The sequence below is a fragment of the Thermomonospora sp. CIF 1 genome (assembly GCF_001896795.1).
GTDB classification, from domain to species: Bacteria; Actinomycetota; Actinomycetes; order Streptosporangiales; family Streptosporangiaceae; genus Thermomonospora; species Thermomonospora curvata.
Map to the genome: position 1 here is coordinate 38,317 of NZ_MOYN02000027.1, position 20,806 is coordinate 59,122.

The 20,806-nt window shown below is 70.0% G+C and carries 20 protein-coding genes and 1 tRNA gene; 6 read left to right on the plus strand and 15 right to left on the minus strand.

Annotated features, from left to right (window positions below; translation table 11 throughout):
• Nucleotides 1–11: 11 nt before the first annotated feature.
• The 4 genes from rfbD to BUE48_RS23990 all read right to left on the minus strand — a co-directional run bounded on the left by rfbD (nt 12) and on the right by BUE48_RS23990 (nt 3,971).
• Nucleotides 12–869 (minus strand): dTDP-4-dehydrorhamnose reductase, encoded by an 858-nt coding sequence (gene rfbD, locus BUE48_RS23975; RefSeq protein ID WP_353745313.1) that lies wholly within the window; start codon nt 867–869, stop codon nt 12–14.
• Nucleotides 866–1,834: a dTDP-glucose 4,6-dehydratase gene (gene rfbB, locus BUE48_RS23980; protein WP_286991110.1), complete on the minus strand. Its 969-nt coding sequence runs from the start codon at nt 1,832–1,834 to the stop codon at nt 866–868. The genes rfbD and rfbB overlap by 4 nt, the downstream gene beginning before the upstream one ends.
• Before the next feature lie 87 nt (nt 1,835–1,921).
• On the minus strand, nt 1,922–2,998 hold the full coding sequence (locus BUE48_RS23985; protein WP_286991111.1) for a glucose-1-phosphate thymidylyltransferase: 1,077 nt from the start codon (nt 2,996–2,998) through the stop codon (nt 1,922–1,924).
• A 442-nt stretch (nt 2,999–3,440) separates the two neighbouring features.
• Nucleotides 3,441–3,971 carry a hypothetical protein gene (locus tag BUE48_RS23990; protein WP_286991112.1) on the minus strand — a complete coding sequence of 177 codons (531 nt, stop codon included), beginning with the start codon at nt 3,969–3,971 and terminating at the stop codon, nt 3,441–3,443.
• 177 nt (nt 3,972–4,148) lie between these two features.
• On the opposite strand from BUE48_RS23990, the gene BUE48_RS23995 reads away from it, so the two are divergent.
• Both BUE48_RS23995 and BUE48_RS24000 read left to right on the plus strand, forming a co-directional pair.
• A complete protein-coding gene (locus BUE48_RS23995) occupies nt 4,149–4,772 on the plus strand; it encodes an SGNH/GDSL hydrolase family protein (RefSeq protein ID WP_286991113.1) in 624 nt (207 codons plus the stop codon).
• A gap of 694 nt (nt 4,773–5,466) precedes the next feature.
• The gene (locus BUE48_RS24000) at nt 5,467–7,731 is read left to right on the plus strand and encodes a hypothetical protein (protein WP_286991114.1); all 2,265 of its coding nucleotides are present in this window, start codon (nt 5,467–5,469) and stop codon (nt 7,729–7,731) included.
• A 30-nt stretch (nt 7,732–7,761) separates the two neighbouring features.
• Here the strand turns inward: BUE48_RS24000 and BUE48_RS24005 are convergent, their stop codons facing one another.
• Together BUE48_RS24005 and BUE48_RS24010 are read right to left on the minus strand one after the other, a co-directional pair.
• Nucleotides 7,762–8,238, minus strand: coding sequence for a hypothetical protein (locus BUE48_RS24005; protein ID WP_041440379.1), 477 nt, complete (start codon nt 8,236–8,238; stop codon nt 7,762–7,764).
• 11 nt (nt 8,239–8,249) lie between these two features.
• Nucleotides 8,250–9,551, minus strand: coding sequence for a helix-turn-helix domain-containing protein (locus BUE48_RS24010; RefSeq protein WP_012855204.1), 1,302 nt, complete (start codon nt 9,549–9,551; stop codon nt 8,250–8,252).
• Between the two features lie 229 nt (nt 9,552–9,780).
• On the opposite strand from BUE48_RS24010, the gene BUE48_RS24015 reads away from it, so the two are divergent.
• The gene (locus tag BUE48_RS24015; protein WP_286991115.1) at nt 9,781–10,065 is read left to right on the plus strand and encodes a hypothetical protein; all 285 of its coding nucleotides are present in this window, start codon (nt 9,781–9,783) and stop codon (nt 10,063–10,065) included.
• 292 nt (nt 10,066–10,357) lie between these two features.
• Complete coding sequence (locus BUE48_RS24020) at nt 10,358–10,837, plus strand: YbaB/EbfC family nucleoid-associated protein (RefSeq protein ID WP_012855206.1); 480 nt, start codon at nt 10,358–10,360, stop codon at nt 10,835–10,837.
• Nucleotides 10,838–10,955: 118 nt separating this feature from the next.
• Here the strand turns inward: BUE48_RS24020 and BUE48_RS24025 are convergent, their stop codons facing one another.
• The 7 genes from BUE48_RS24025 to BUE48_RS24055 all read right to left on the minus strand — a co-directional run bounded on the left by BUE48_RS24025 (nt 10,956) and on the right by BUE48_RS24055 (nt 18,046).
• The gene (locus tag BUE48_RS24025) at nt 10,956–11,600 is read right to left on the minus strand and encodes a hypothetical protein (protein WP_286991116.1); all 645 of its coding nucleotides are present in this window, start codon (nt 11,598–11,600) and stop codon (nt 10,956–10,958) included.
• Nucleotides 11,597–12,862, minus strand: coding sequence for a hypothetical protein (locus BUE48_RS24030; RefSeq protein WP_012855208.1), 1,266 nt, complete (start codon nt 12,860–12,862; stop codon nt 11,597–11,599). The genes BUE48_RS24025 and BUE48_RS24030 overlap by 4 nt, the downstream gene beginning before the upstream one ends.
• A 33-nt stretch (nt 12,863–12,895) precedes the next feature.
• Nucleotides 12,896–13,207: a hypothetical protein gene (locus BUE48_RS24035; protein ID WP_012855209.1), complete on the minus strand. Its 312-nt coding sequence runs from the start codon at nt 13,205–13,207 to the stop codon at nt 12,896–12,898.
• 244 nt (nt 13,208–13,451) lie between these two features.
• Nucleotides 13,452–14,348, minus strand: coding sequence for an oxygenase MpaB family protein (locus tag BUE48_RS24040; protein ID WP_012855210.1), 897 nt, complete (start codon nt 14,346–14,348; stop codon nt 13,452–13,454).
• Between the two features lie 109 nt (nt 14,349–14,457).
• Nucleotides 14,458–15,228: an EcsC family protein gene (locus BUE48_RS24045; protein ID WP_052305613.1), complete on the minus strand. Its 771-nt coding sequence runs from the start codon at nt 15,226–15,228 to the stop codon at nt 14,458–14,460.
• A 459-nt stretch (nt 15,229–15,687) separates the two neighbouring features.
• On the minus strand, nt 15,688–16,476 hold the full coding sequence (locus BUE48_RS24050) for a CARDB domain-containing protein (RefSeq protein ID WP_041440382.1): 789 nt from the start codon (nt 16,474–16,476) through the stop codon (nt 15,688–15,690).
• A gap of 313 nt (nt 16,477–16,789) precedes the next feature.
• Nucleotides 16,790–18,046, minus strand: a complete 1,257-nt coding sequence (locus BUE48_RS24055; RefSeq protein WP_012855214.1) for a YncE family protein — start codon at nt 18,044–18,046, stop codon at nt 16,790–16,792.
• A 252-nt stretch (nt 18,047–18,298) separates the two neighbouring features.
• Between BUE48_RS24055 and BUE48_RS24060 the strand changes: the two genes are divergently transcribed.
• Entirely contained in the window at nt 18,299–18,964 is a 666-nt protein-coding gene (locus tag BUE48_RS24060; RefSeq protein WP_012855215.1) for a TetR/AcrR family transcriptional regulator, read from the plus strand.
• A gap of 51 nt (nt 18,965–19,015) precedes the next feature.
• On the opposite strand, the gene BUE48_RS24065 is transcribed toward BUE48_RS24060, so the two are convergent.
• Nucleotides 19,016–19,089 (minus strand) — tRNA-Pro (locus BUE48_RS24065).
• 94 nt (nt 19,090–19,183) lie between these two features.
• On the minus strand, nt 19,184–20,056 hold the full coding sequence (locus BUE48_RS24070) for a metallophosphoesterase (RefSeq protein WP_052305732.1): 873 nt from the start codon (nt 20,054–20,056) through the stop codon (nt 19,184–19,186).
• 263 nt (nt 20,057–20,319) lie between these two features.
• Here BUE48_RS24070 and BUE48_RS24075 point away from each other — a divergent pair, with 263 nt between their 5' ends.
• Nucleotides 20,320–20,775: a GatB/YqeY domain-containing protein gene (locus BUE48_RS24075; RefSeq protein WP_041442932.1), complete on the plus strand. Its 456-nt coding sequence runs from the start codon at nt 20,320–20,322 to the stop codon at nt 20,773–20,775.
• Nucleotides 20,776–20,806 lie beyond the last annotated feature (31 nt).

Below are 20,806 nucleotides of genomic sequence, written 5' to 3' on the forward strand. Positions count from 1 at the left end.
CGGTCAGGCGGTCACGACCAGGCGGCGATCAGCTCCGGCCAGGCGGCGTGGAGGGCCTTCCGCCAGTGGCGCATGGGAGGCAGTCCGGGGGCGCGGGCGGGGTCCTGGGCCAGCACGCTGTAGGCGGGCCGGGCGGCCGGGCGGGGGAAGTTCTCACTGGTCGTGGGGCGCACCCGGTCCGGGTCCTCGCCGAGCAGGGCGAAGACCTCGCGGGCCAGCCCGTACCAGGTGGTCTCCCCGGAGTTGGTGGCGTGGTGGACGCCGAACGGGGCGCCCGAATCGACCAGCGCGATGATCCGCTCGGCCAGGTCCCCGGTCCAGGTGGGCTGGCCGCGCTGGTCGTCGACCACGGTGAGGGTCTCCCGCTCCCGCGACAGCCTGACCATCGTGCGGACGAAGCTGGGGCCGTGCGCCCCGTACAGCCAGGCGGTGCGGACCACGTACCCGGCGCCGGCGGCCAGCACCGCCCGTTCCCCGGCCAGTTTGGTGCGCCCGTAGGCGTTGAGCGGAGCGGTCGGGGCGTCCTCCGGGTAGGGGGCGGTGGCCGTGCCGGGGAAGACGTAGTCGGTGGACGGCTGCACCAGCGGTATGCCCCGAGCGGCGCAGATCTCCGCCAGCACCGCGACGGCCCGGCCGTTGATCGCCAGCGCCGCCTCCTCGGCGGTCTCGGCGTCGTCCACCGCGGTCCAGGCGGCGCAATTGGCGACCACGTCGGGGGCACAGGCGGCGACGGTCCTGCGCACCGCCGGTTCGTCCAGCAGGTCCAGGTCGGCCCGGGTGAGCGCCACCACTTCGGCGCCGGCGGCCTGCAGCCGGGCCGACAGTTCGCGGCCCAGCATCCCGGCGGCGCCAGTGATCAGCCACCTCATCGCTCGCTCCAGCCGCGCAGCGGAGCCCACCAGTGCCGGTTCTCCTTGTACCACCGGACCGTCTCGGCCAATCCGGTCTCGAAATCGATGGCCGGGCGGTAGCCGAGGGCGCGCAGCTTGGCGTCCGACAGCGAGTACCGCCGGTCGTGGCCCTTGCGGTCGGCCACCGGGCGGACCCGGTCCCAGCCGTACCCCAGCAGCTCCAGCAGCCGCTCGGTGAGCTGGCGGTTGGTTAGCTCGGCGGTGCCGGCGATGTGGTAGACCTCCCCCGGCTCGCCCCGCTCGGCGACGATCCGGATGCCCCGGCAGTGGTCGTCCACGTGCACCCAGTCGCGCACGTTGCCGCCGTCGCCGTACAGCGGCACCTGCAGCCCTTCCAGCAGGTTGGTGATGAACAGCGGGATGATTTTCTCCGGGTACTGGTAGGGGCCGTAGTTGTTGCCGCAGCGGGTGATGGTGACCGGCAGCCCGTGGGTGCGGTGGTAGGCCATCGCGATCATGTCGCCGCCCGCCTTGGCCGCCGCGTACGGGGAGTTCGGCGACAGCGGGGTCTGCTCGTCCCAGGAGCCGCTGTCGATGCTGCCGTACACCTCGTCGGTGGAGATGTGGACGATCTTGGGCGTGCCGGCCTCCAGACACGCCTGCATCAGGGTCTGGGTGCCGAGCACGTTAGTGCGCACGAACTCGCCGGCGCCCACGATGGAGCGGTCGACGTGGGATTCGGCGGCGAAGTTGACCACCAGATCGTGTCCCGGCACCACCTCGGCGAGCAGCTCGGCGTCGCAGATGTCGCCTTTGACGAACGTGAAGCGGCCCTCGACGGGCGCGAGGTTGGCCAGGTTGCCGGCGTAGGTGAGCTTGTCGAGCACGGTGACCTGCGGAGGGTCGTCCGGCCCCGACAGCAGGGTGCGGACGTAGTGCGAGCCGATGAAACCGGCGCCGCCGGTGACGAGAATCCGTGTCATCTGTGCCTGCGGCGCATAACGCCCGGGGGGACGGTTCGCCGCTCTCTCCCTTGCCTGCGAACGGACCTACGGAGGGTTTCGGTGGCCTCAGCCGCTGATCTGGACCTGGCTGTGGTCACCGAGGACGAGCCGATGCGCGCGGGGGACGCTGGGCGCGGGGGTGATCCGCACCTCCCGTCCGATCAGCGAGCTTTCGATGCGGCGCACCCCACTGATCGACGCGCCGCGCAGCACGATGGAGTACTCGATCTCGCTGTCGGTCACCCGGCAGTCCCGGTCGATCGAGGTGAACGGGCCGACGTAGGAGTCGCGCAGCACCGAGCCGCTGCCGATCACCACCGGGCCGACAATGCGGCAGCCGTGCACGGCGGCGCCCGCCTCCACGCGCACCCGGCCGATCAGCTCGCTGTCGGTCACCTCGCCGTGCCGGGCCGGCTCCAGGCTCTCCAGCACCAGCCGGTTGACCTCGAGCATGTCGGTGACGTTGCCGGTGTCCTTCCAGTAGCCGGAGATCACCGTGGAGTGCACTGGCAGGCCGGCGTCCAGCATGCCCTGGATCGCCTCGGTGATCTCCAGCTCGCCGCGCCGGGACGGCTTGAGCCGCTCCACGAAGGGGTGCACCGCCGGGCTGAACAGGTAGACGCCCACGAGGGCCAGATCGCTCTTGGGCTCGCTGGGCTTCTCCTCCAGCCGGACCACCCGGCCCTGCTCGTCCAGTTCGGCCACCCCGAAGGCGCGCGGGTCGGAGACCCGGGTCAGCATGATCCGGGCCGCCACGTCGCTGGTGCGGCGCTCGGCGGCGAACTGGTCGACGATCTCCTTGATGCCCCCGACGATGAAGTTGTCGCCCAGGTACATCACGAAGTCGTCGTCGCCGAGGTAGTCCCGGGAGATCAGCAGGGCGTGCGCCAGCCCGAGCGGCGCCTCCTGCCTGAGGTAGGTGACCTGCAGGCCGAACGCCGAGCCGTCCCCGACGGCGGCCTGGATCTCCGGGGCGGTGTCCCCCACCACCACGCCGACCTCGCGGATCCCCGCCTCGGCGATCGATTCCAGCCCGTAGAACAGCACTGGCTTGTTGGCCACCGGCACCAGTTGCTTGGCGGACGTATGCGTGATCGGACGAAGCCTGGAGCCGGACCCCCCGGCCAGGACCAGAGCCTTCACCGGACTCCTCCAGACTCAGATCGCGGGAAACGACGCACTATGCGGCTCTCCTCAAGACAGGCCGTCTACTCGGGCGGCAACCCAGCACACTGCCCAGATGCGGCGATAACCCCATCTGACCTGCTACAGGTAGCCACACTAGGCCATCACCTCCCCGTCCACCCCTGCCATATGGAATCGGACACACCGGTTAGGGCTCGGCGGACGCACCGCGATTGCACATCGGCTGCTCGCCGCGCCCGCCGTGCCGGATCGATCCCGGAACGGCCGGATCGCCGAGCGCCGCAAGGAACCACACGCACCAGTCCGCCCGTATCGTTGTCCGACACTTTCGGCTTCTCGGTCATGACGCAGCTTTCACCGCTTCCGACAGAGACACCACAATTCCGGCGGCAGGGCATCGACCCGGCGTGTCCGTGTTATGAGTTCCGCCGCACCGGATTCACGAAATCACCATTTCAGGGGACAGGGGAATGATCTCGGCCATGGTCTTTCCGCACGGATACGGCTCTCCATCGGGACGAGCTCGACGGACTGGGTGATTTTTTTGTTTGACGGCCCTGCCTGTGACGTCCCTCATCCTCATCGGAGTCGCGGCGTTCACCGAATGGCTCGCTTTGGTCATCCCCATGTCCCTCAGTGCGCCGCTGCCTTGCACGCGGTCACCACCGCCGGGGTGCAGCTCTACCGGCGGGCTCACTTGGTTGGAGGGCGCCATGGCGGCCGCACGACCCCGCACGCCGTCCGATCCCTGCCACCGGCCGATGAACCACTCGCCCCGACCGCCGCGATCACCCACGGACACCCGCGCGATGAGCGGTCCCGCTTCGCTGCCGAAGGAGCGCACCGCAGACCGGCGTTCCCTTCGGGGCCGCATGAAATCCCGCAGACGGATCCGGCAAAGCTCTTCCAGGGAATTCCCGGCAAAAGCACCGTCATCGCAGTTGAAACAACAGCAATTGTGACGGTTCACCGTCCGGACGACGATAATCGGGATACACTCCCAACGCATATCTCTTTCCGCGCGACTACCGTCCGGCAATACTGGCGAGGCAATCCCACCCCGCTGGAGGACCCATGCGCTTGCCCCGTGTCGTGTCCATCGCCCTGGGAGCTCTCGCGTCGGCCGCGCTGGCCCTTTTCCCCGTCAATGCCTCGCACCTGCACCCGCAGCGCCAACGCCTACCCGGCGCTGTGGGCCGCCGCCAACCCCGGCACGACCTTCAGGTTCGTGGCCTGCGGCGGCGCCCAGATCCCCGATGTGCGCCGCAACCAGCTCTCGGCGCTGAGCGCCTCCACCACCCTGGTCAGCATCAGCATCGGCGGCAACGACGCCGGGTTCGCCTCGACCATGCTGCGCTGCCAGCTGCTGACGACCCTGGCGTGCCGGCGCGCCGTGGAGGAGGGCCGCGACTACGTCGAAAACCAGCTGCCCGGTGAGCTGGACGCGCTGTACGCCGAGATCCGGCGGCGCGCCCCGCAGGCCAAGGTGGTCGTGCTCGGCTACCCCTACCTGTATGAGACCGGCGGCATCTGCCTGAGCATGAACGCCACCAAGCGGCAGATCCTCAAGGAGGGCGCCGACGTCCTCAACAACGTCATCGCCGCCGCCGCGCACCGGGCCGGCTTCACCTTCGGCGACGCCCGCCCGGCCTTCGCCGGCCACGGGATCTGCGCCTCCGACCCGTGGATCGACTCCGGCAACATCCACCCGACCGCCAAGGGTCACCGACTCGGCTACCTGCCCGTCCTCACCGGCGCCATCGCCTCCTGAAGAACGCCCCCATCTCCAGGCCCGGCCTGGCCGCGGATGCCCCACCCCTCCGCGGCCAGGCCGTTTCGCGTCCGCCCCTGCCGCCCGTCCCGCCGGACGGACGGATTCGCTTTGTCCGGGTTGTGCACATACTGTGACCTCGGGGTTTTGAGAATCCAGGGGCATTTTGGTTGATTACATTCACACTGTGTCTTACCGTTGACGGGACATCCGTTACCTGGTGGGCGGCCGGTGACGGACGCCCGTCCGGGGACAGATCGCGGGCATCACCGCCGCGCGGAACGAGCCGCCCGGCAAGGCGGCGCCACCGAAGCGGCGCCGCCTTCCGCCCGTCCACGAAGACTTCCATGACCGCACGCCCGGACACCGCCCCCGCCGGCGCCCACCGGGCCCGTGGACCCGGCCGCTTCCCCCCGCCCGAGCACGCAGCACCCCCGATCCCGACCGAGTGACCCCGCCGCCCCCGCACGAGAAGACCGCAACAGCCCCCGGCCGCCGGCCGACGCCCCGCCCCTGATCAGGAAGAACCGCACCAGGTGATGGATCTTGCAGCCGCCCGCCCGGGACACCTCCCGGTCCGCACCGGGCCGCTGCGGGAAAGCGCCGCGACCTCACCGCACCGCGCCGGCCCGACCCCGGCCCCGGGGCGTGAGCCCGGCCCAGGAGAAGCAGGACAGAAAGGAGCGCACCGGCCATGGACCGCGCAACCCCGTCCAGGCACCGGGAGGCGGAGGAACAGCCCGCACCGGCCGGGCGGCCGACGGCTTCCTTCGCCCTTCCCGCCCGTCCCGGCGCGCCGTCCACCGGCCGCCTCCTGCGGGACCTGCGGCACCTGGAGGCCATGGCCAGGCGCACCGGGCTGGCCTGGAAGTGGACCGGCGACCGGACAGGCCTGCCCTACGGGGAGCTGAGCGAGGCGGCAAGCGAGCTGGGCCGGCGCTTTCGGCAGCTGGGCATGCTGGAGCACCACCTGTTCGCCCGGCGGCTCGCGATCGACCTGCTGACCTGCGACCCCGCCGCCGACCCGGTCGAGGTGGCCGGGACGCTGTCGGCGCTGCGGGAGGAGCTGCGCGCCCTGGAACGGCACGAGGAGGCCCTGGAGGTCTCCGGCCGCGCCCTTGCGCTGCTGCGGGACGCCTTCTCCCCCCGGGACACCGAGCTGTGGCACGCCCTGATCCTGGCCCTGCGCGAGCACCTGAAGGTCCTGCTGGACGCCGGGCGGTCCGCCGAGGCCGGGCCCTTCGCCCGGGAGCTGGCCGAACTGTCGGCCGACCTGGCCGCCGCCGTCCCCCGGCACGCCAGGCGGCTGGCGCTGATGCTCCATGAGCTGTCGGCCGGAGAGGACGAACGCGAGCTGCTGCCGGAGCGGACGCTCCTGGCCAAGGGCGCGGTGCAGGCCGCGGACGCCGCCGTGCCCTTCGACCCGTGGCTGCGCACCCTCACCCGGTCCCGCTACGCCCGGCTGCTGGCAGGCGGGGGACGCCCGCTGCAGGCGCGGGAGGTGCTGACCGAGGCGCTGCCGTCGGCGACGCCCCGCTGCCGCCCGGTGCTGGCCCGGGAACTGAGCCGCCTGGCCGAGGCGCTGGCCGCGGCGGGCCTGCCGGGAGAGGCCGCCGAGACCGTCGCCGCGACCCTGCCGTTGCACGAGTCGCTCGCCGAAGACGACCCCCAGTGGGCTCCCGCCTATGTGGAGACGCTGCTGCGGGTCTCCGCCCACCGCCTGCTGACCGGGCGGCACCGGGACGCGCGGCGCCTGGCCGAGCGGGCGCTGGCCGTCGCCGAGCCCTTGCCGTCCAAGCTTCCTCTCGCGCTCGCCCACGAGCACTTCAGCGGGCTGCTGGCCCGCACCGGCGCGGAGGAGGACGCCGAACGGGCGGCCCGGCGGGCCCTGCGCTGCTGGCGGGAGCTGGCCGAAGCAGACCCCGAGCGGCACCGGGAGGACCTGGCCCGCGCCTGGCAGCACCTGGGCAACCGGCTGCTGGCCCTGGACCGCCTGGAGGAGGCGGCCGCCGCCGTCCGGCGCGCCCTCGACCTGCTGGAGACCGGCCATCCCCAGCGTCCCGGCGCGTTGAACTCCCTGGCGGTGTGCCTGCAGCGGCTCGGCCGCCACGCCGCCGCCCGCGACACCGCCCGGCAGGCCGCCGACGCGCTGGCGCAGCTGGGCACCGATCCGCACACCCGGCTGCGGCTGGCCCAGGTGCTGGCGAACCTGTCGGACCACCATGCGGCGCTGCGGGAGGCGCAGCAGGCCGCGGCGGCCTGCGTGCAGGCCACCGAGATCCTCGAGGAGCTGTATGAGCGCGACCCGGCCCGCTACGGTCCCGAGCTGCTGAACGTGCTCCCCCGCACCGCCTCCCGCCTGGCGGTGATCGGTGATCTGGAGGCCGCCGTCCGCGTCGCCACCCGGGACGCGGAAGTGCTCGAAGCCCTGGAGGGCGCACAGGCCGGCCTGGACCTGGGCAGGACTTTGATCACCCTGGGCGGGTACCTGAACGAACTGCAGCGGTATGAGGAGGCGCTGCCCGTGCTGCGGCGCGCCGAGGCATTGTGCGCCCAGGACCCGCTCTCCCGGGCCGTCGCCCTGGGCAGGATGTCGTGGTCGCGCTATGGGCTCGGCGACCCCGTGCAGGCGGTCCGGCTCATCCGCCGGAGCATCGCCCTGCTGGAGCCGGATGAGCACGGTGACGGGCCGCACGCGGCGCAGCTGGGTCTCCTGCTCAACGATCTCAGCCATCACCTGCGCGCCTGCCGGCGTCCGGTGGAGGCGCTGGGCGTGGCGGCCCGGGCCACCGCCATCTTCGAGCGGCTGCCCGTCCACGTCCCCGCCCATGTGCGCGGCCTGTGCATAGCGCTGCGGGAGAAGGCCCGCGCCCTGTCCGCCCTGGGCCGGCACGCCCAGGCCCGGGCGCTGCTGGAGCGCGCCGATGAGCTGGATGCGACGGTTCCCGACTCGCCGTGACCGGCCGGTGCGGGACGCGGCGGTGAGGCGCTAGTCGCGCCGGGCGCCCCTCGGCCAGAACACGCGGACGGGGACGCCCCGGTCGCGGGCGCAGGCGACCACGTCGGCGGTGCCGCCGTAGCCCCGGGCCGGTTTGCCGTCCCAGACCGCCCACAGCTCGTCGGCCATCTCGAGCATGCGGACGCCGGCGGCCATGTGCGCCTGGGCGTCCGACTCCTCCGCGGGCATGCGGTGCACTCGCGCGGCGGCGGCCAGCAGGCGGTCGTAATCGGGGCGGGCCTGCTCGGGGAGTCCCTGGCGGTAGCGCCGGGCGGGGACGATGACCTCGAGTGTGCCGCCGTGGTCGAGGACGGCGCGGGCGAAGATCTGGTCGGCGCCGTCGGCCAGGCATGACAGGCCGGTGACGGCCGGGCCCGCCGCGGCGAGGGCGTCGCGCAGGGCCTTGTCCACCAGGCGCTCTGTGGCGGGCGGCAGGCCACGATGACCTGAGATGGCAATACGGGGCATACTTGGTCGTTTTACCCCAAAGAGGCACGAATCTGGAGAGCTGTGTGCAGCCGGTGGCCGAACTCACCGACCGCGGGCGTCCGCGGGCCGCGATAGGCCCGGTAGAAGCGGCGAGCCCGCTGGATGACGCGCTCGGAGGAATGCGACACCCCGATCTGGAGAGCCTGCCCGGCCAGCCGGAAGGCCTCCTCGATCCGCTCGGTGTCGTGCTCGCGCTGCCCGGCCTGCCGGAGCGCGGTGGCGACCTCCAGCATGACGGCGGCGCGCTGCTTGGGGGCGGGCTGGGCGCTGGCCAGCGACTCGCCGAAGGCCGCCAGCGCCTGCTCGGGCCGGTCCAGCCGCACCGCCACCAAGGCCCGGTACCCGGCGAGCTTGGCACGGTCGAAAGGGAACACCCACGGCCAGGGCGGCGGATCGGCCGCCGGGGCCTCGGCGATGGCCCGCTCGGCCGCCTGCAGCGCCTGCTCGGCCCGCTGCGCGTCGAGCTCGTTGCGGTGGGCGGTGGCATGGGCGAGGGCCTCGATCGAGGCGAGCCAGGCGCGCGAGGTGGGGTGGGAGGCCGGGCCGAGCTGCTTGCGGGCCTCGGCGATGTACCCCAGGCCCAGGAAGGGGTCGTCGGCGTCGACCTCGAACGCCGCCAGGCTGCCGATCATGTAGGCCGCCAGCAGATCGTCCCCGGCCTGTCTGGCGCGTTCCACGGCCAGCCGGTAGTAGGCGCGCGCACTCCCGAAGTCCTGCATGTCCATGTGCAGCCAGGCGGCGAACCCGGCCGCCTCGCTGATGGCCGCCGCGACCTTGGCCGCGGCCCGGCCGCCGCCGCAGCGGGCATACAGCCGGTCGGCCATCTTGACGTGCGCGACCACGCCGCGCGCCAGCTCCCGGGCCGGGGTGGTGGCATCCAGTCGCCGCTGGCCGCCGGTGATGGCGGTCAGCGTGGCCGCGGTGGTCTCGTCCACCCGGGCGCCGCGCGGCAGGGGCAGCAAGGCCATCCCCAGTGCCTTGCCGAACTCTCGGCGGTTCGTGGGGTCGTCACCTCCCGGGTCGCCGATCCGCAGCAGCCCCGCCGGTATGCCGAGCCGGCGTGCGATCTCGCGGACCTGGTCGATGGTGAGCGGCTGGGCGCGCCGGATCACCTTGGAAACCCAGCTCTGGGAGTAGCCGACCGCCGCGGCCAGGTCCGACTGCGTCCAACCGTGCGCACGCCGGATTTCTTCAAGAAGAACCGGAATGTCGCAATTTGCCAAGGCATTGACCACCGCAGGGGCGAACCAGAAGTCCGGCGGAAGGCTACGGGGTTTCCGGTACACGACCATAGGCTACGCGCCACGCCTGCAACCTGCGGGAGTTCTGCTGGTAATCGCGGTAATCCTATGAGTGGTCGCCGGTTCCGCAGCGGCGGTCCGGCACCCGAGTATCGCTGTCACAAGCCCATCACCAGTGAATCTTTCTCAAGCAGGCGGCCCAGCCGTGGCGGGAGCCGGCCGTCACGTCGGTGGGCGGGTGCCTGAGGAAGGTTCGGCGCACCAGAAGGAATCAGCGGCAATGGACGATCCCCGCGATACCGACGCCCGCCGTGTCCGCGTGTGGGCGCTGACCCAGGCGCTCAAGGCCCACGGGTACGAGGTGGAGGTGGCCGAGTCCGAACCGCTGCTGGTCATCCCGGTCCCGTCCGGCTCGCCGGTGCAGGTCCGCTGCGACTACCGGGAGGACTGCGGCGGGGAGCCATGGTTCCGCTTCGTCGGCGGCGCGGCGATCGCCCCGGCGGGCGGCGAGCACCTGCAGGACGCCGTGGTGGCCATCAAGGGCGCGGTGGCCGCGCGACGCTGACCACCCCGGCGATTCGGCCGGCCACCGGTCCCGTCCCACCCGCCTGGACCCCGGACGGGCCCGGTGGCCGCGCTTCCGGTTTCACCGGACGGCATTCGGCTCGCCGAGCACAACGGCGCTCCCGCGGCCGCATGTCCGAAGCTTCGGCAGGGCCGTCTCAAATCGCGATATTCTCCCGACTGCGGAAGCATGCCCGGCGGCGCGCATACGACGTTCGCATCGGCCACCGGGTGAGGACATCTCCTCAATCCGGCACGGCTGGCCGGGTTCCCCCAGGGAGGACACAGGCGCGATGGACTATTCCGTTGCCAACGCCGGCTTCGAGCGCTTTCAAAGCGCGATGGAAAAAGACGTCGAACGCATGCGTGACTTCCAGGAGCGCATGTCCCAGGTGCGCGGCAAGGGCGAGGCCGCCGAGGGCCGGATCACAGCCGAGGTCGACAGCGAAAACGGCCTGGCCGTCTTGGACATCGATCCCCGCGTGCTGCGGATGCCCGTCGAGGACATCAGCACCGAGATCCGCGCCGCGGTCAACGCCGCCTTCAAGGACTTCCAGGACAAGACCGGCTCCCTGGCCGCAGAGCTCTACGGCGCGCAGGGCGAGGACCCGGAGAAGATCCTGGCCGACCCGTCCGCCCTGCTGGCGAAGATCGAAGAGCTCGGCAACAACTTCGCCGTCCAGCTGCAGGACATGGCCCGCGAACTGAGCGTGCAGCAGCAGCGGGCCAAGGACATCGCCGGCCGCATGACCCCGCCCCGCGACCTCGACTGAACCTTTTCCGCCACCCCCATATACAGGTCGTCGCAGGTCAGGGACGACACCGTGAGCTGAAGCGGCGCATCACCGGGTTTTCCGCCACCGGCAGAGCAGTTGCGAAAAACGCGGCTTGCTAGACCAGCTTCATCGCAAACGGCGTGGCCAGTGCGAAGATACGCAGGTCGGCCGGCAGGCGTGGCTGGAACCGGAGCGTGAAGCGCTTGTCCGGACTTCCCAGGGTGGTGCCCTCCAGCCGTGCCGCCTCCTGCCCGGAGGCGTCGCTGATCACATAGTGATCGCCGGTCGCCGAGACGGCATCCCCGCCCTGGCGAATCCTCATCTCAATGGGCTCGGAGACCGCCTCCCCCACAAGGCTCCCGTCCGCCCCGTACAGCCGGTATTTCGCGACGAAAGTCGTCGTCGGAGTGTTCAACAGCCCGGCCGAGAAACCCAGGTACTCGTCCTGCTGCTTTTCCAGACGGCCCAGCGGCTGCCCGGATGCCGCCAGCAGCCGGCAGAAGTTCTGCCCCTCCTTGCTCTCCGAGGCGTCACGGCACAGGCGGAAGATCGGAGCACCGTCGGCCGAGCGGGCATCGAGCGTCACGGCCGAGGAGTGGTCCACCATGCCGAAGACGTTGCGCTTCCACCAGCCGGGGCGGGGACCGGAGGTCTGGTCCACTTGAGCGACGACATTGCCATGCTCGTCACTGATCCGATAATCCAGATGTGGACTCACCTGCTCCACATTGAGGACGGGCAACACATGGACGGCGCTCATTTCTTCCCCTGATCACCGCCGTGCAGGATGTCGTAGATCGGGTTATTGAAGGTTCCCTGGTACTGGCCCTCGCCCTTCTCGTTGACCTCGTATTCGCCCTTGTACCCGGCGACGTCACCGCCCTGGTAGGTGCCGCCCCCGCTTCCGGAGATCTTCCAGGAGCCGTCCTCGAAATTCTTCTTGCCCTCGGTTTCGAGTTTGGCGCCGCCGTTCCCGATCCCCCATTCACCGTTCAGGCCGCCCGAGAGCTCACCGTTCTTGGGACCCTGGAAAACGCCGTCCTCGTCGCTGTAGTCGAGCTTGCCGCCGGCACTCCACTGGGGGCCGCCCGGCGGGGTGTGCGAGTACTTGCCTTCTGCCCCCAGCCCGTTGAACAGGAAGTCGCCGTCATTGCGGCTGAACTTGATGTTCCCGCCGCCTTCGATGGAGAAGGGGGAACCGGCCCGTCCGACGGTTCCGCCCCCGCCGACGGTCCACGTACCGTCCTTGTTGCGGTCGGCGTCCAGGTCGATCTTCTGCAGCGGGAGGCCGGACGGCTTGTGCGGCATGTCGAACCGGTTGACGTAGGCCAAGCCGGTGTTGGCGGCGTTCTGGGCCAGGTTGGTGAGCGCGGTCACGCCTCCGCTGACCATGGCCTGCTTGAAGTCGGCCCGGGCCTCGGTGTTGCCCAGCTTCTCCTGCCGGCCCGAGGTGACCCAGGCGTGGATGCCGAAGATCGACCCGGCGATGCTCAGGACGCCGCCGAGCACGGCGGTCGCGGCATAGGTGATCTTCAAGCAGACGCCGGCGGTCGCCATGGCGCTGGAGGCGGCGGGCGCGGTGACCACCCCGGCGATCGCCGCGACGAAGACCGCCGCCAGCACCGCCAGGTAGGCGCCCATGGCCGCGGCGAAGACGGCGTAGGCCAATAGCGCGGCGGCGCACACCAGCAGCGCGTTCTTGACGACCTCGCAGAAGGCCCGGGACTGTTCGAGCTGCTCGCACATGGCGTCCACCTTTTGCTCGAACATCTGCCGGGACTCGGCGTTCCAGTCCTCCTTGGCCAGCTTGCCCGCGGTGTCGCGAATGGAGGTGATGATGCCGCTGATCTCCTGGGCCGTCTTCTCCCACGCCGTGGCGGCCTTCTCCAGCTTGGCGGCGTCCCCCTCAGACAGCTTGAACAGGAAGTTGACGATCCAGGCGGGCGGCAGCACGGGCATCGCGGCCGTCACTTCGGCTTTCGCGATGCCCATCAGCATCTTGTCGTTGCCGTACAGGCTCATGCGGGGGCCCTCTCCAGTCGGTCGGCCGCGGCGTCACTTGGGGGTGCGCTTGACCGTGCTGCTCTCCTCGGACTTGCGGTAGTTCTCGGCGCTCGCGGCGACGGCGTCGGCGTACTTTTCGACCTGCCTTTTGTGGGTCGCCAGGTCCTGGAAGGCGTACTGCAGGCCGATCGGGTAGGACATGGCCGCCACCGTGCCGACGATGCTGAAGTCGCCGCCCTCGATGGTGCCGTCACCGTCGATGTGCTTCATGGCCTGGTCGAACTTGGGGGCGACGGTGTTCTTCAGGTCGCCGGAGAGCTTCTTGATGTTCCCGGTGCGAAACTCGAGTTCGGGGTTTCCCATGCTGGCTCCGTCGGCTGGGGCGGCCGTGACGATTCGGTGCGAAGACTACTACGCAGCGAAGTTGATCACAGCCTTCTCGTCCCCGATGAAACCTCTTGTCCCGAACGGAGCAGCCCGCAAGCGGCGCCGATGCAAAAAAGCACGTGCCCCAGATCACACATCCGTCCAGGCCACCGGCAAGGCCGTGCAGCAGGCGAAAGGTCCGGTGTGCGCTCCGGGGCACAGATCTTGAGGACGCGTTCCTTTAAAGAGCCGAAGGCGGGGTGTAAGGGGCGCCGACGCGGGCGTGGGCCTCCTCGATGCTGCGGTGGCGGACGCCGTAGCGGAGGGTGCGGGTGATGGCGATGCCGGCGGCCCGGGCCAGCAGCGGCGTCACCGGGGTGCGGGGCTTCAGCCCCAGCAGCCGCTTGGCCCAATCCGGCAGCAGGTCGGTGGCGACGCGGCTGATGATCTGGCTGCTGACCTGGGTGAGCTTGTCGTTGCCGTAGGCGCCGCGCAGGAAGCGGACGGCCTCCAGGGTCTCCTCGCTGACGGTCAGGCGGGGGCGCATCATCGCGAAGTAGTCTTCGACCTCTTCGCGGGACTTGGGGATGTCGGCGGCGTTGGCCCCCAGCCGTTCGTTGATGACGGCGTAGTCGGCGAAGTAGCGGTCCAGGTCCTTGCCGCGCAGCGGTTTGGGGTGGTAGCGGACGTGGGCGCGCAGGGTCGAGTACGCCTGGGTGACGCCGGTCCAGATGATGTCCTCAGAACGCGTCGCCGAGTAGGGCCGGCCGTCGGGCATGGCGCCCTGGACGCGCTTGTGCATGTTGCGGACGATCCCGACCAGCTTGTCGGCGACCGGGGTGGACCCGTAGGTCACGCCCAGCACGAAGCTGGCGGTGAAGCCCAGCCGCTTGATGGGGTCCTGCAGGTAGCTGGAGTGCTGGTTGGTGCCGTGCATGACCGGCTCGTTCAGCGTCCCCAGCAGCAGGCCGGAGACGCCGCCGATCACCCCGGACACATCGCCGTGCACGTACCAGATGGCCGAGTCGGGACCGAAGTACCCGGGATCGCCGACCGGCTCGGTGTACTGCTCGCCCGGCAGGTGCGCGGCGGCCAGCAGCGACCAGTAGGACTCATCGATCTTGCTGCGCAGGTTCATAAGCACATGCTTACATCCATTGAGACACGAATCAATATTCGTCTCACATCTCAGATGATGCCGCGGTCAGGGTGCGTGCGACCGTGCCCCTGGACGCCGTGACGATCGGCTACTCCTCGGGAGACCACTCGTCGTCGTCCTGGTGCCGGAGATTCTCAGGCAGGGGCAGCCTGTACTTCTCGGCCAGGAAGAGGGTCTGGGCATAGAGGCGAGCCTGATGCGCCACATCGCCCAGGACGTAGGCATTGGTCCCCGCCCCGGCGAACACGGCGATCACCGGCATCGCCTTGGCCACCCTGCTGACCGGGACCGCGCGGCCGTTCGCGAACTGCTTCATGAGCCTCTCAACGGCCGCCATCAGCCTGTGGTCGTTGCGCAGCTTCGCGCTCCACCGCACCCGCCCCTTGGCGGCGGTGAACGCCGCACTGGCCTCCCGCGCGGCCTGGATCTTCGGCGCCTGGTTGCGATAGGCACGCCGGACCATCCGGTCGACCAGGTGCCTCATCTCGTCGTCGCTCACATCGAACCCGTAGGCGTAACAGACGCGCGTCGCGATCGCCGTGGACAGCACGTGCATCACCACCATGTCCAGCGTGATGGCCGCCACGCCGCCCGCATACGGGATCATTGCGAGCGCACCCATCGCCCCGCCCTGGAGTGCCCCGCTCGTACGCCACTTCAGGGCCATCCTCCGGGTGAACTCATCAAGGTGCTCAAGGTCGAGCTCCTTGAGGTCCGCAAGCTCGGTGACCTCGCGTCCGGCCGCCCGGTGGTGTTCCAGAACCTTCTCGGGATCCATGAGTTCGGTCGTCCACTCGGTGACCAGGTCGAGAAGGTGGACCACCGCCGCGACGGTGGGCGCCAGTGCGGCATCGCTCACCTTTTTCAATGCCGCTCTTCACCGCGGGGGGAGTGACGTTCGAGACGGCCTTGCCCGCTTTCGAAGCGACACCTTTGACCTGCCCGCCCGCTTCACCGAGGGCCGCCCGGACCTTCGGTGGGAGCAGTTGCCGCCGCTCGGCCTTCTTCGCCCAGTGCCGCTGCAGCTCCGCCCACCGCCGTTCCTCATAAGGGGACATCCGGTAAGAGGACAGGGAGGGGGTTTCCTCAAAAGCTTCAGAGATGCCGCAAGGATAAAAGCCAGAGCTCATACTGAGCTCTGGCTTTGCGGATCTCCCCGTCACGGCCTTCAGCGCCCGGACTTTTTCAAGGCACCATTTCCTTAGTTCAGGACAGGCGCTTTGCTCCCCGGGACGCCGAGGCCCCCTTCACGAGCCTGCGGACCAACGGGCGGGAGAGCCCGCCTCGCGCGGTGCAGGTCGCAGGAGCCTTGAGGGGCTCAGCGCTTGACGATGGAGGTGACGGCCTTGGCCTTGTTGTTGGCCGGGGTCGGGTCCTTGGGGGCGACGGCGGTGACCTTCGCCGCCACGGTGACCTTGCTGCCGGCCTTGGCCTTGGTGACCGCCCGGATGGTGATGGTCTTCCTCAGGCCCTGGCCCGAGATGAGGCCGAGCGAGCAGACCAGCTGGCGCTTCTTGGCCCGCCAGGTGCAGCCGGAGGCGCGCAGCGAGGTCACGTTCTTGGAGGCCTTGACCACCAGCCTCGTCCCTTCAGCGGCGCGCCTGCCCGAGTGCCACACCTTGACCCGGTACTTGATGGTGGACTTCGGAGCCGCGGTCTTGGGGCCCTGCACGCCGACCCGCAGGTCGCCCTTCTGGCGGAACGACTCGGTCCACATGAAGGCGTAGTTGTTGGTCGGGTCCGAGTCGCTGCCGTAGTTCTCGGGGTAGACGGTGGCGAACGTCTGCACCACGTGGAAGTCGGCGGTGGGGCTCGGCTTGGGCATCGTGCTGGTCCAGCGCACCGTCTGCGACTGGCCGGGCTGCAGCGCGGGGAGCTTGCAGTCGGCGTAGAGGTCGCCCATGTACCGGCCCCGGGTGCAGCCCGCCGCCTTCAGGACGGTGGAGCCGCGCAGGTCGATGTGGAGGATCGCCCCGGACATCACGCCGGGGCCGTTGTTGCGGACCGTGGCCTGGTAGGTCAGTTCGGTGCCCGCCTTGACCCTCGACGGCCCCCCGATGGTGACGGCGAGGTCGCCGCCCTGCGCCTGGGCCGCCGCGGTGCTCACCGGACTGGAGGAGGCGAACGCGGTCAGTACTGCGACTGCAGACAGGAGAAGGCCTCGCTTCATCGGATTCCTTTGTCCGAAGGCGGTTTGGAGATGCCGGGGACGGCCACGAGAACAACAGCAAACGGCATAGTAGCGATCATTTGCACAAAACGCCCAGCCTCCCCGTGATTTCGCTCGAAAATGGGCTGTAAGCAGGTTCTTTGCGGCGGCCGGCCCGCCCGGGGCCGCCCCGCCGCCGTCCGGGCCGGGTGCCGGCCCCGCCTCGGACGGGGCCGGCACCCATGTCGATCCTCTTTTTCTCCGCGTGGTCTCAGCCGCCGGACGGCCCGGTCCAGCCGACCGGCAGGCGCGCCAGCCGCACCCGCTGCGGGTGGTCGCCGACCGGCACGGAAGTGATCTTCTGGCCGGTGGCGAAGTCGATGGCGGTGACCTGGTCGGCGGCGCTTTCGGAGATGACGCACGCCTTGCCGTCGCCGCTGACGGTGGCCCAGTACGGCTTGGCGGCCGGCACCAGCGGGCCCTCCTGCAGCGTGGCGCGGTCGACGACGGTGGCGTAATCGTCCATGGTCCCGGCGACGCACAGCTTGGTGCCCTCGGGGTTCATGGCCATGCCGTGGTGGCGGGAGTCGTTGACGAAGGTGGTGCGGTCGTCGCTGGTGGCGGGGTTCTTCGGCAGCGTCTTCATCCGGGTGATCTTGTCGGCGGCCACGTCGTACTCGAAGAAGCCGTTGAAGAAGGACACCTGGAAGTACAGCTTGGACTCATCGGGGGTGAAGGCGACCGGACGCACCGCGTCCGACATCTTCTTCTGGCCGAAGGCGTCCAGCCGGTCCCGCATGTCGATGATCTTGACCCGCTTGTAGGTCTCGGCGTCGGCGATGGTGATGCGGCGGTCGCCCTTGAGGAAGTCCTGCCAGGGGGCGTCGAAGTCGTTGTTGACCTCGCCGATCGACATGTTCCAGATCTTGCCGTCGCGGGTGAAGACGTTCTCGTGGGGCTTGTCGCCGGTGGCGAACGAGCCCAGCTCCCGTCCGGTGTTGATGTCCAGGACGTGGACGACGTTGCCGGTGGAGGCCGACACCGCCACCCGGTTGCCGTCGGGGGAGACGGCCATGTGGTCGGAGCGGAAGCCCGAGACGCGGAAGCGCCACTTGAGCTTGCCGGTGGCGGTGTCGATGGAGGCCACGTCGGCGAAACTGGGCCGGGAGACCACGATGGCCGAGCCGTCGGGAGTGGTGTACATGTCGTCGACGAACTGGTCGTGCCCCTCGCCGACGGTGTAGCGGATGCCCAGGAAGAAGGCCAGCCGGATGGGGTCGAGGTAGATCTCGCGCAGCCGGTCCCGCTTGTCGGGGATCAAGTTGATCCGGCCGATCTTGGCGAAGTCGCCGGTGGATTTGATGACGTCGGCGGTGCCCTCCCAGTTGTTGCCGACGAGCATCACCTCCTGCAGCTGCGGCGCGGCGCTCGCCGGGCTCGCGGAAACGACGGCGCCGGCGGCCAATACCGCCGTCATGGCGCCGCTCAGCAGGGATTTGCGCCAATGTCCGAAGACCGAGGCGGGCATGTTCCTCCTCCAGGGGCGGGAAAACACGGAGTGGGCTCCGCTATCTGAAAGCCGCGTGAGGACGGGAAATCCTCACCCGGGCGGAATATGGCAATCGAGCGTTACCTGCCGGAAAGCCCGCGTACTCGGTGAGCCCTGCATCCAGACTCTGAATATCTCCGTATTCAGATTGGTTACCCGATAGTAGGCGGATGTGACGGGCCACACAAGACCCGATGCGCCAGAATCGGTACGGCACCGAGCGGAGGAAACGTGGCGGGCAGGATCACACCGGCGGCGGGCCGGTACGCGGGCAGGTCCGCGGCCGAACGGCAGGCCGAACGCCGCAGGCGTTTCCTGGAGGCGGGCCTGGAGCTGTTCGGCGCCGGCCCCGGCTACCGCGCCACCAAGGTCACCGATGTCTGCCGGGCCGCCGGGCTGTCCACCCGGCAGTTCTACGAAGAGTTCCACGACCTGGAAGACCTGCTGGGCGAGCTGTACCTGCACGTCAACGACGTCGCCGAACGCTCCGTCCAGGCCGCCCTGCCCCAAGTGGAGCATCTGGGGCCCATCGACCGCTACACCCGGCTGTTCCGCGCCTACGCCACCGCCGTCACCGCCGACCCCCGCCACACCCGCATCGCCTTCGTCGAAGTCATCGGCGTCAGCCCGCGCCTGGACCGCCGGCGCCTGGAGCGCCGCGCCCGCTGGGTCGACTTCCTGTGCCGGCAGGCCGAGGCCGCCATCGCCCGCGGTGAGATCCCCGCCCGCGACTACCGCGTCACCGCGACCGCCTTCGTCGGCGCCGTCAACGGCCTCATGCACGACTGGGCCGTCGGCTGGGTGGACGCCACCTGCGAGCAGGTCATCGACGAGCTCCTGCAGATGCTGTTGAGCAGGCTCCACATCACCGCCGCACAGGAGCCCGAAGGCCCCTGAACGGCCAAGAGGCCGGTCCCCTGAGCTGGGAACCGGCCTCTGTGACCAGTGTCGGGGTGGCGGGATTTGAACCCACGACCTCTTCGTCCCGAACGAAGCGCGCTGCCAAGCTGCGCTACACCCCGGTGCGGTCGCCCGGGAAGCAACTTCAGTCCCGGTGCTTTGATGAGTCTAGCGGATGGTTGGCAGTGGTGCGTTCCGGTTTTCCCGCAACGGCGATCACGAGGTGCGGGGGACGAGGGTCAGCAGGGACGCCTCGGGCGGGCAGCAGAAGCGGAACGGGGCCGTCGGGGAGGTCCCCAGCCCCGCGGACACATGCAGCCAGGCGCCGTTGTGGCGGTGCAGCCCCTTGGCGCGGGACCGGTCGATGCCGCAGTTGGTGGCCAGCGCGCCGTAGAAGGGGGCGCAGACCTGGCCGCCGTGGGTGTGCCCGGCCAGCAGCAGGTCATAGCCGTCGGCGGCGAAGCGGTCCAGGTTGCGGGGCTCGGGAGAGTGCATGACGCCCACGTGGAGGTCGGCCTGGGGATCGACGGGCCCGGCGATCCGGTCGTAGCGGTCGCGGTTGACGTGAGAGTCGTCGATGCCGCCGAACTCCACATCCAGCCCGCCGGCCTTCAGGCGGCCGATCCGGTTGTTGAGGTCCAGCCAGCCGGCCGCCGTCAACGCCGCGCCCAGTTCCCGGTAGGGCAGGTCGGGCAGGCGCTGGCGGCGCCGGTAGTCGGCCTGGCTGGTCCGCCACAGGTAGCGCAGCGGGTTCTTCAGCACCGGGGAGTACAGGTCGTTGGAGCCGTAGACGAACACCCCGGGGCGGTCCAGCAGCGGGCCCAGGGCGTCCAGGAGCGGGCCGATGACCTCGCGGTGGGAGATGTTGTCGCCGGTGTTGACCACCAGGTCGGGTTCCAGCTCGTCCAGGGTGCGGATCCAGCGCGCCAGCCGCTTGCGGCCCGGGGTCAGGTGCACGTCGGACAGGTGCAGCACCTTGATGGAGGGCCGGCCGGGGGGCAGCACGGGAACCTCGAGCCGGCGCAGGTGGAACCAGTTCCGCTCGATCAGCGAGGCATAGCCGAACGTGGCGGCACCGGCGGCCACCATCCCCAGCGGTATGGCGTGTAGCTTGCGCACGGTTTTCTCCTACCAGCCCGGCCTTCCCGAGGTTTCCATGCTGTCAGAGATGCGCCGGTCTGCCGAATGGACCTTTTCGCCCACTGCTTCCCCAGATGGTGCACAAAGGGCGTCACGGCTCGGCGCAGGAGCAGTCCCCTAGGGGAACGATGGCCCTGGGTTGGAACAGGTTCGCCCCGGCGTCCCGCTAATGGGGATGAGCCGCCCGGACCACTGCGGGCATGATGGTCGTCATGAGTGCTCTCAAGGCGAAGCTGGAAGCCGACCTCTCGGCCGCGATGAAGGCACGCGACGAGCTGCGCACCCGCACGCTGCGCATGGCGCTGACGGCGGTGCGCAACGAGGAGGTGGCCGGCAAGCAGGCCCGGGAGCTCAGCGACGACGAGATCATCAAGGTGCTGACGCGGGAGGTCAAAAAGCGCCGGGAGGCGGCCGAGGCGTTCGCCGGCGCCGGCCGGGCCGAGCAGGCCCGGGCCGAGCGCGCAGAAAGCGAGGTGCTGGCCGGGTACCTGCCCGCCCAGCTGTCGGACGAGGAGCTGACGGCCCTGGTCGCCGAGGTGATCGCGCAGACCGGCGCCTCCGGCCCCAAGGCGATGGGCCAGGTCATGAAGGCCATCGGCCCCAAGGTCGCCGGCCGCGCCGAAGGCTCCCGGGTGGCCGCCGAGGTCAAGCGCCAGCTGACCGCCTGACCGGCCGGCCCGGCGGTCAGGCCCTTGCACG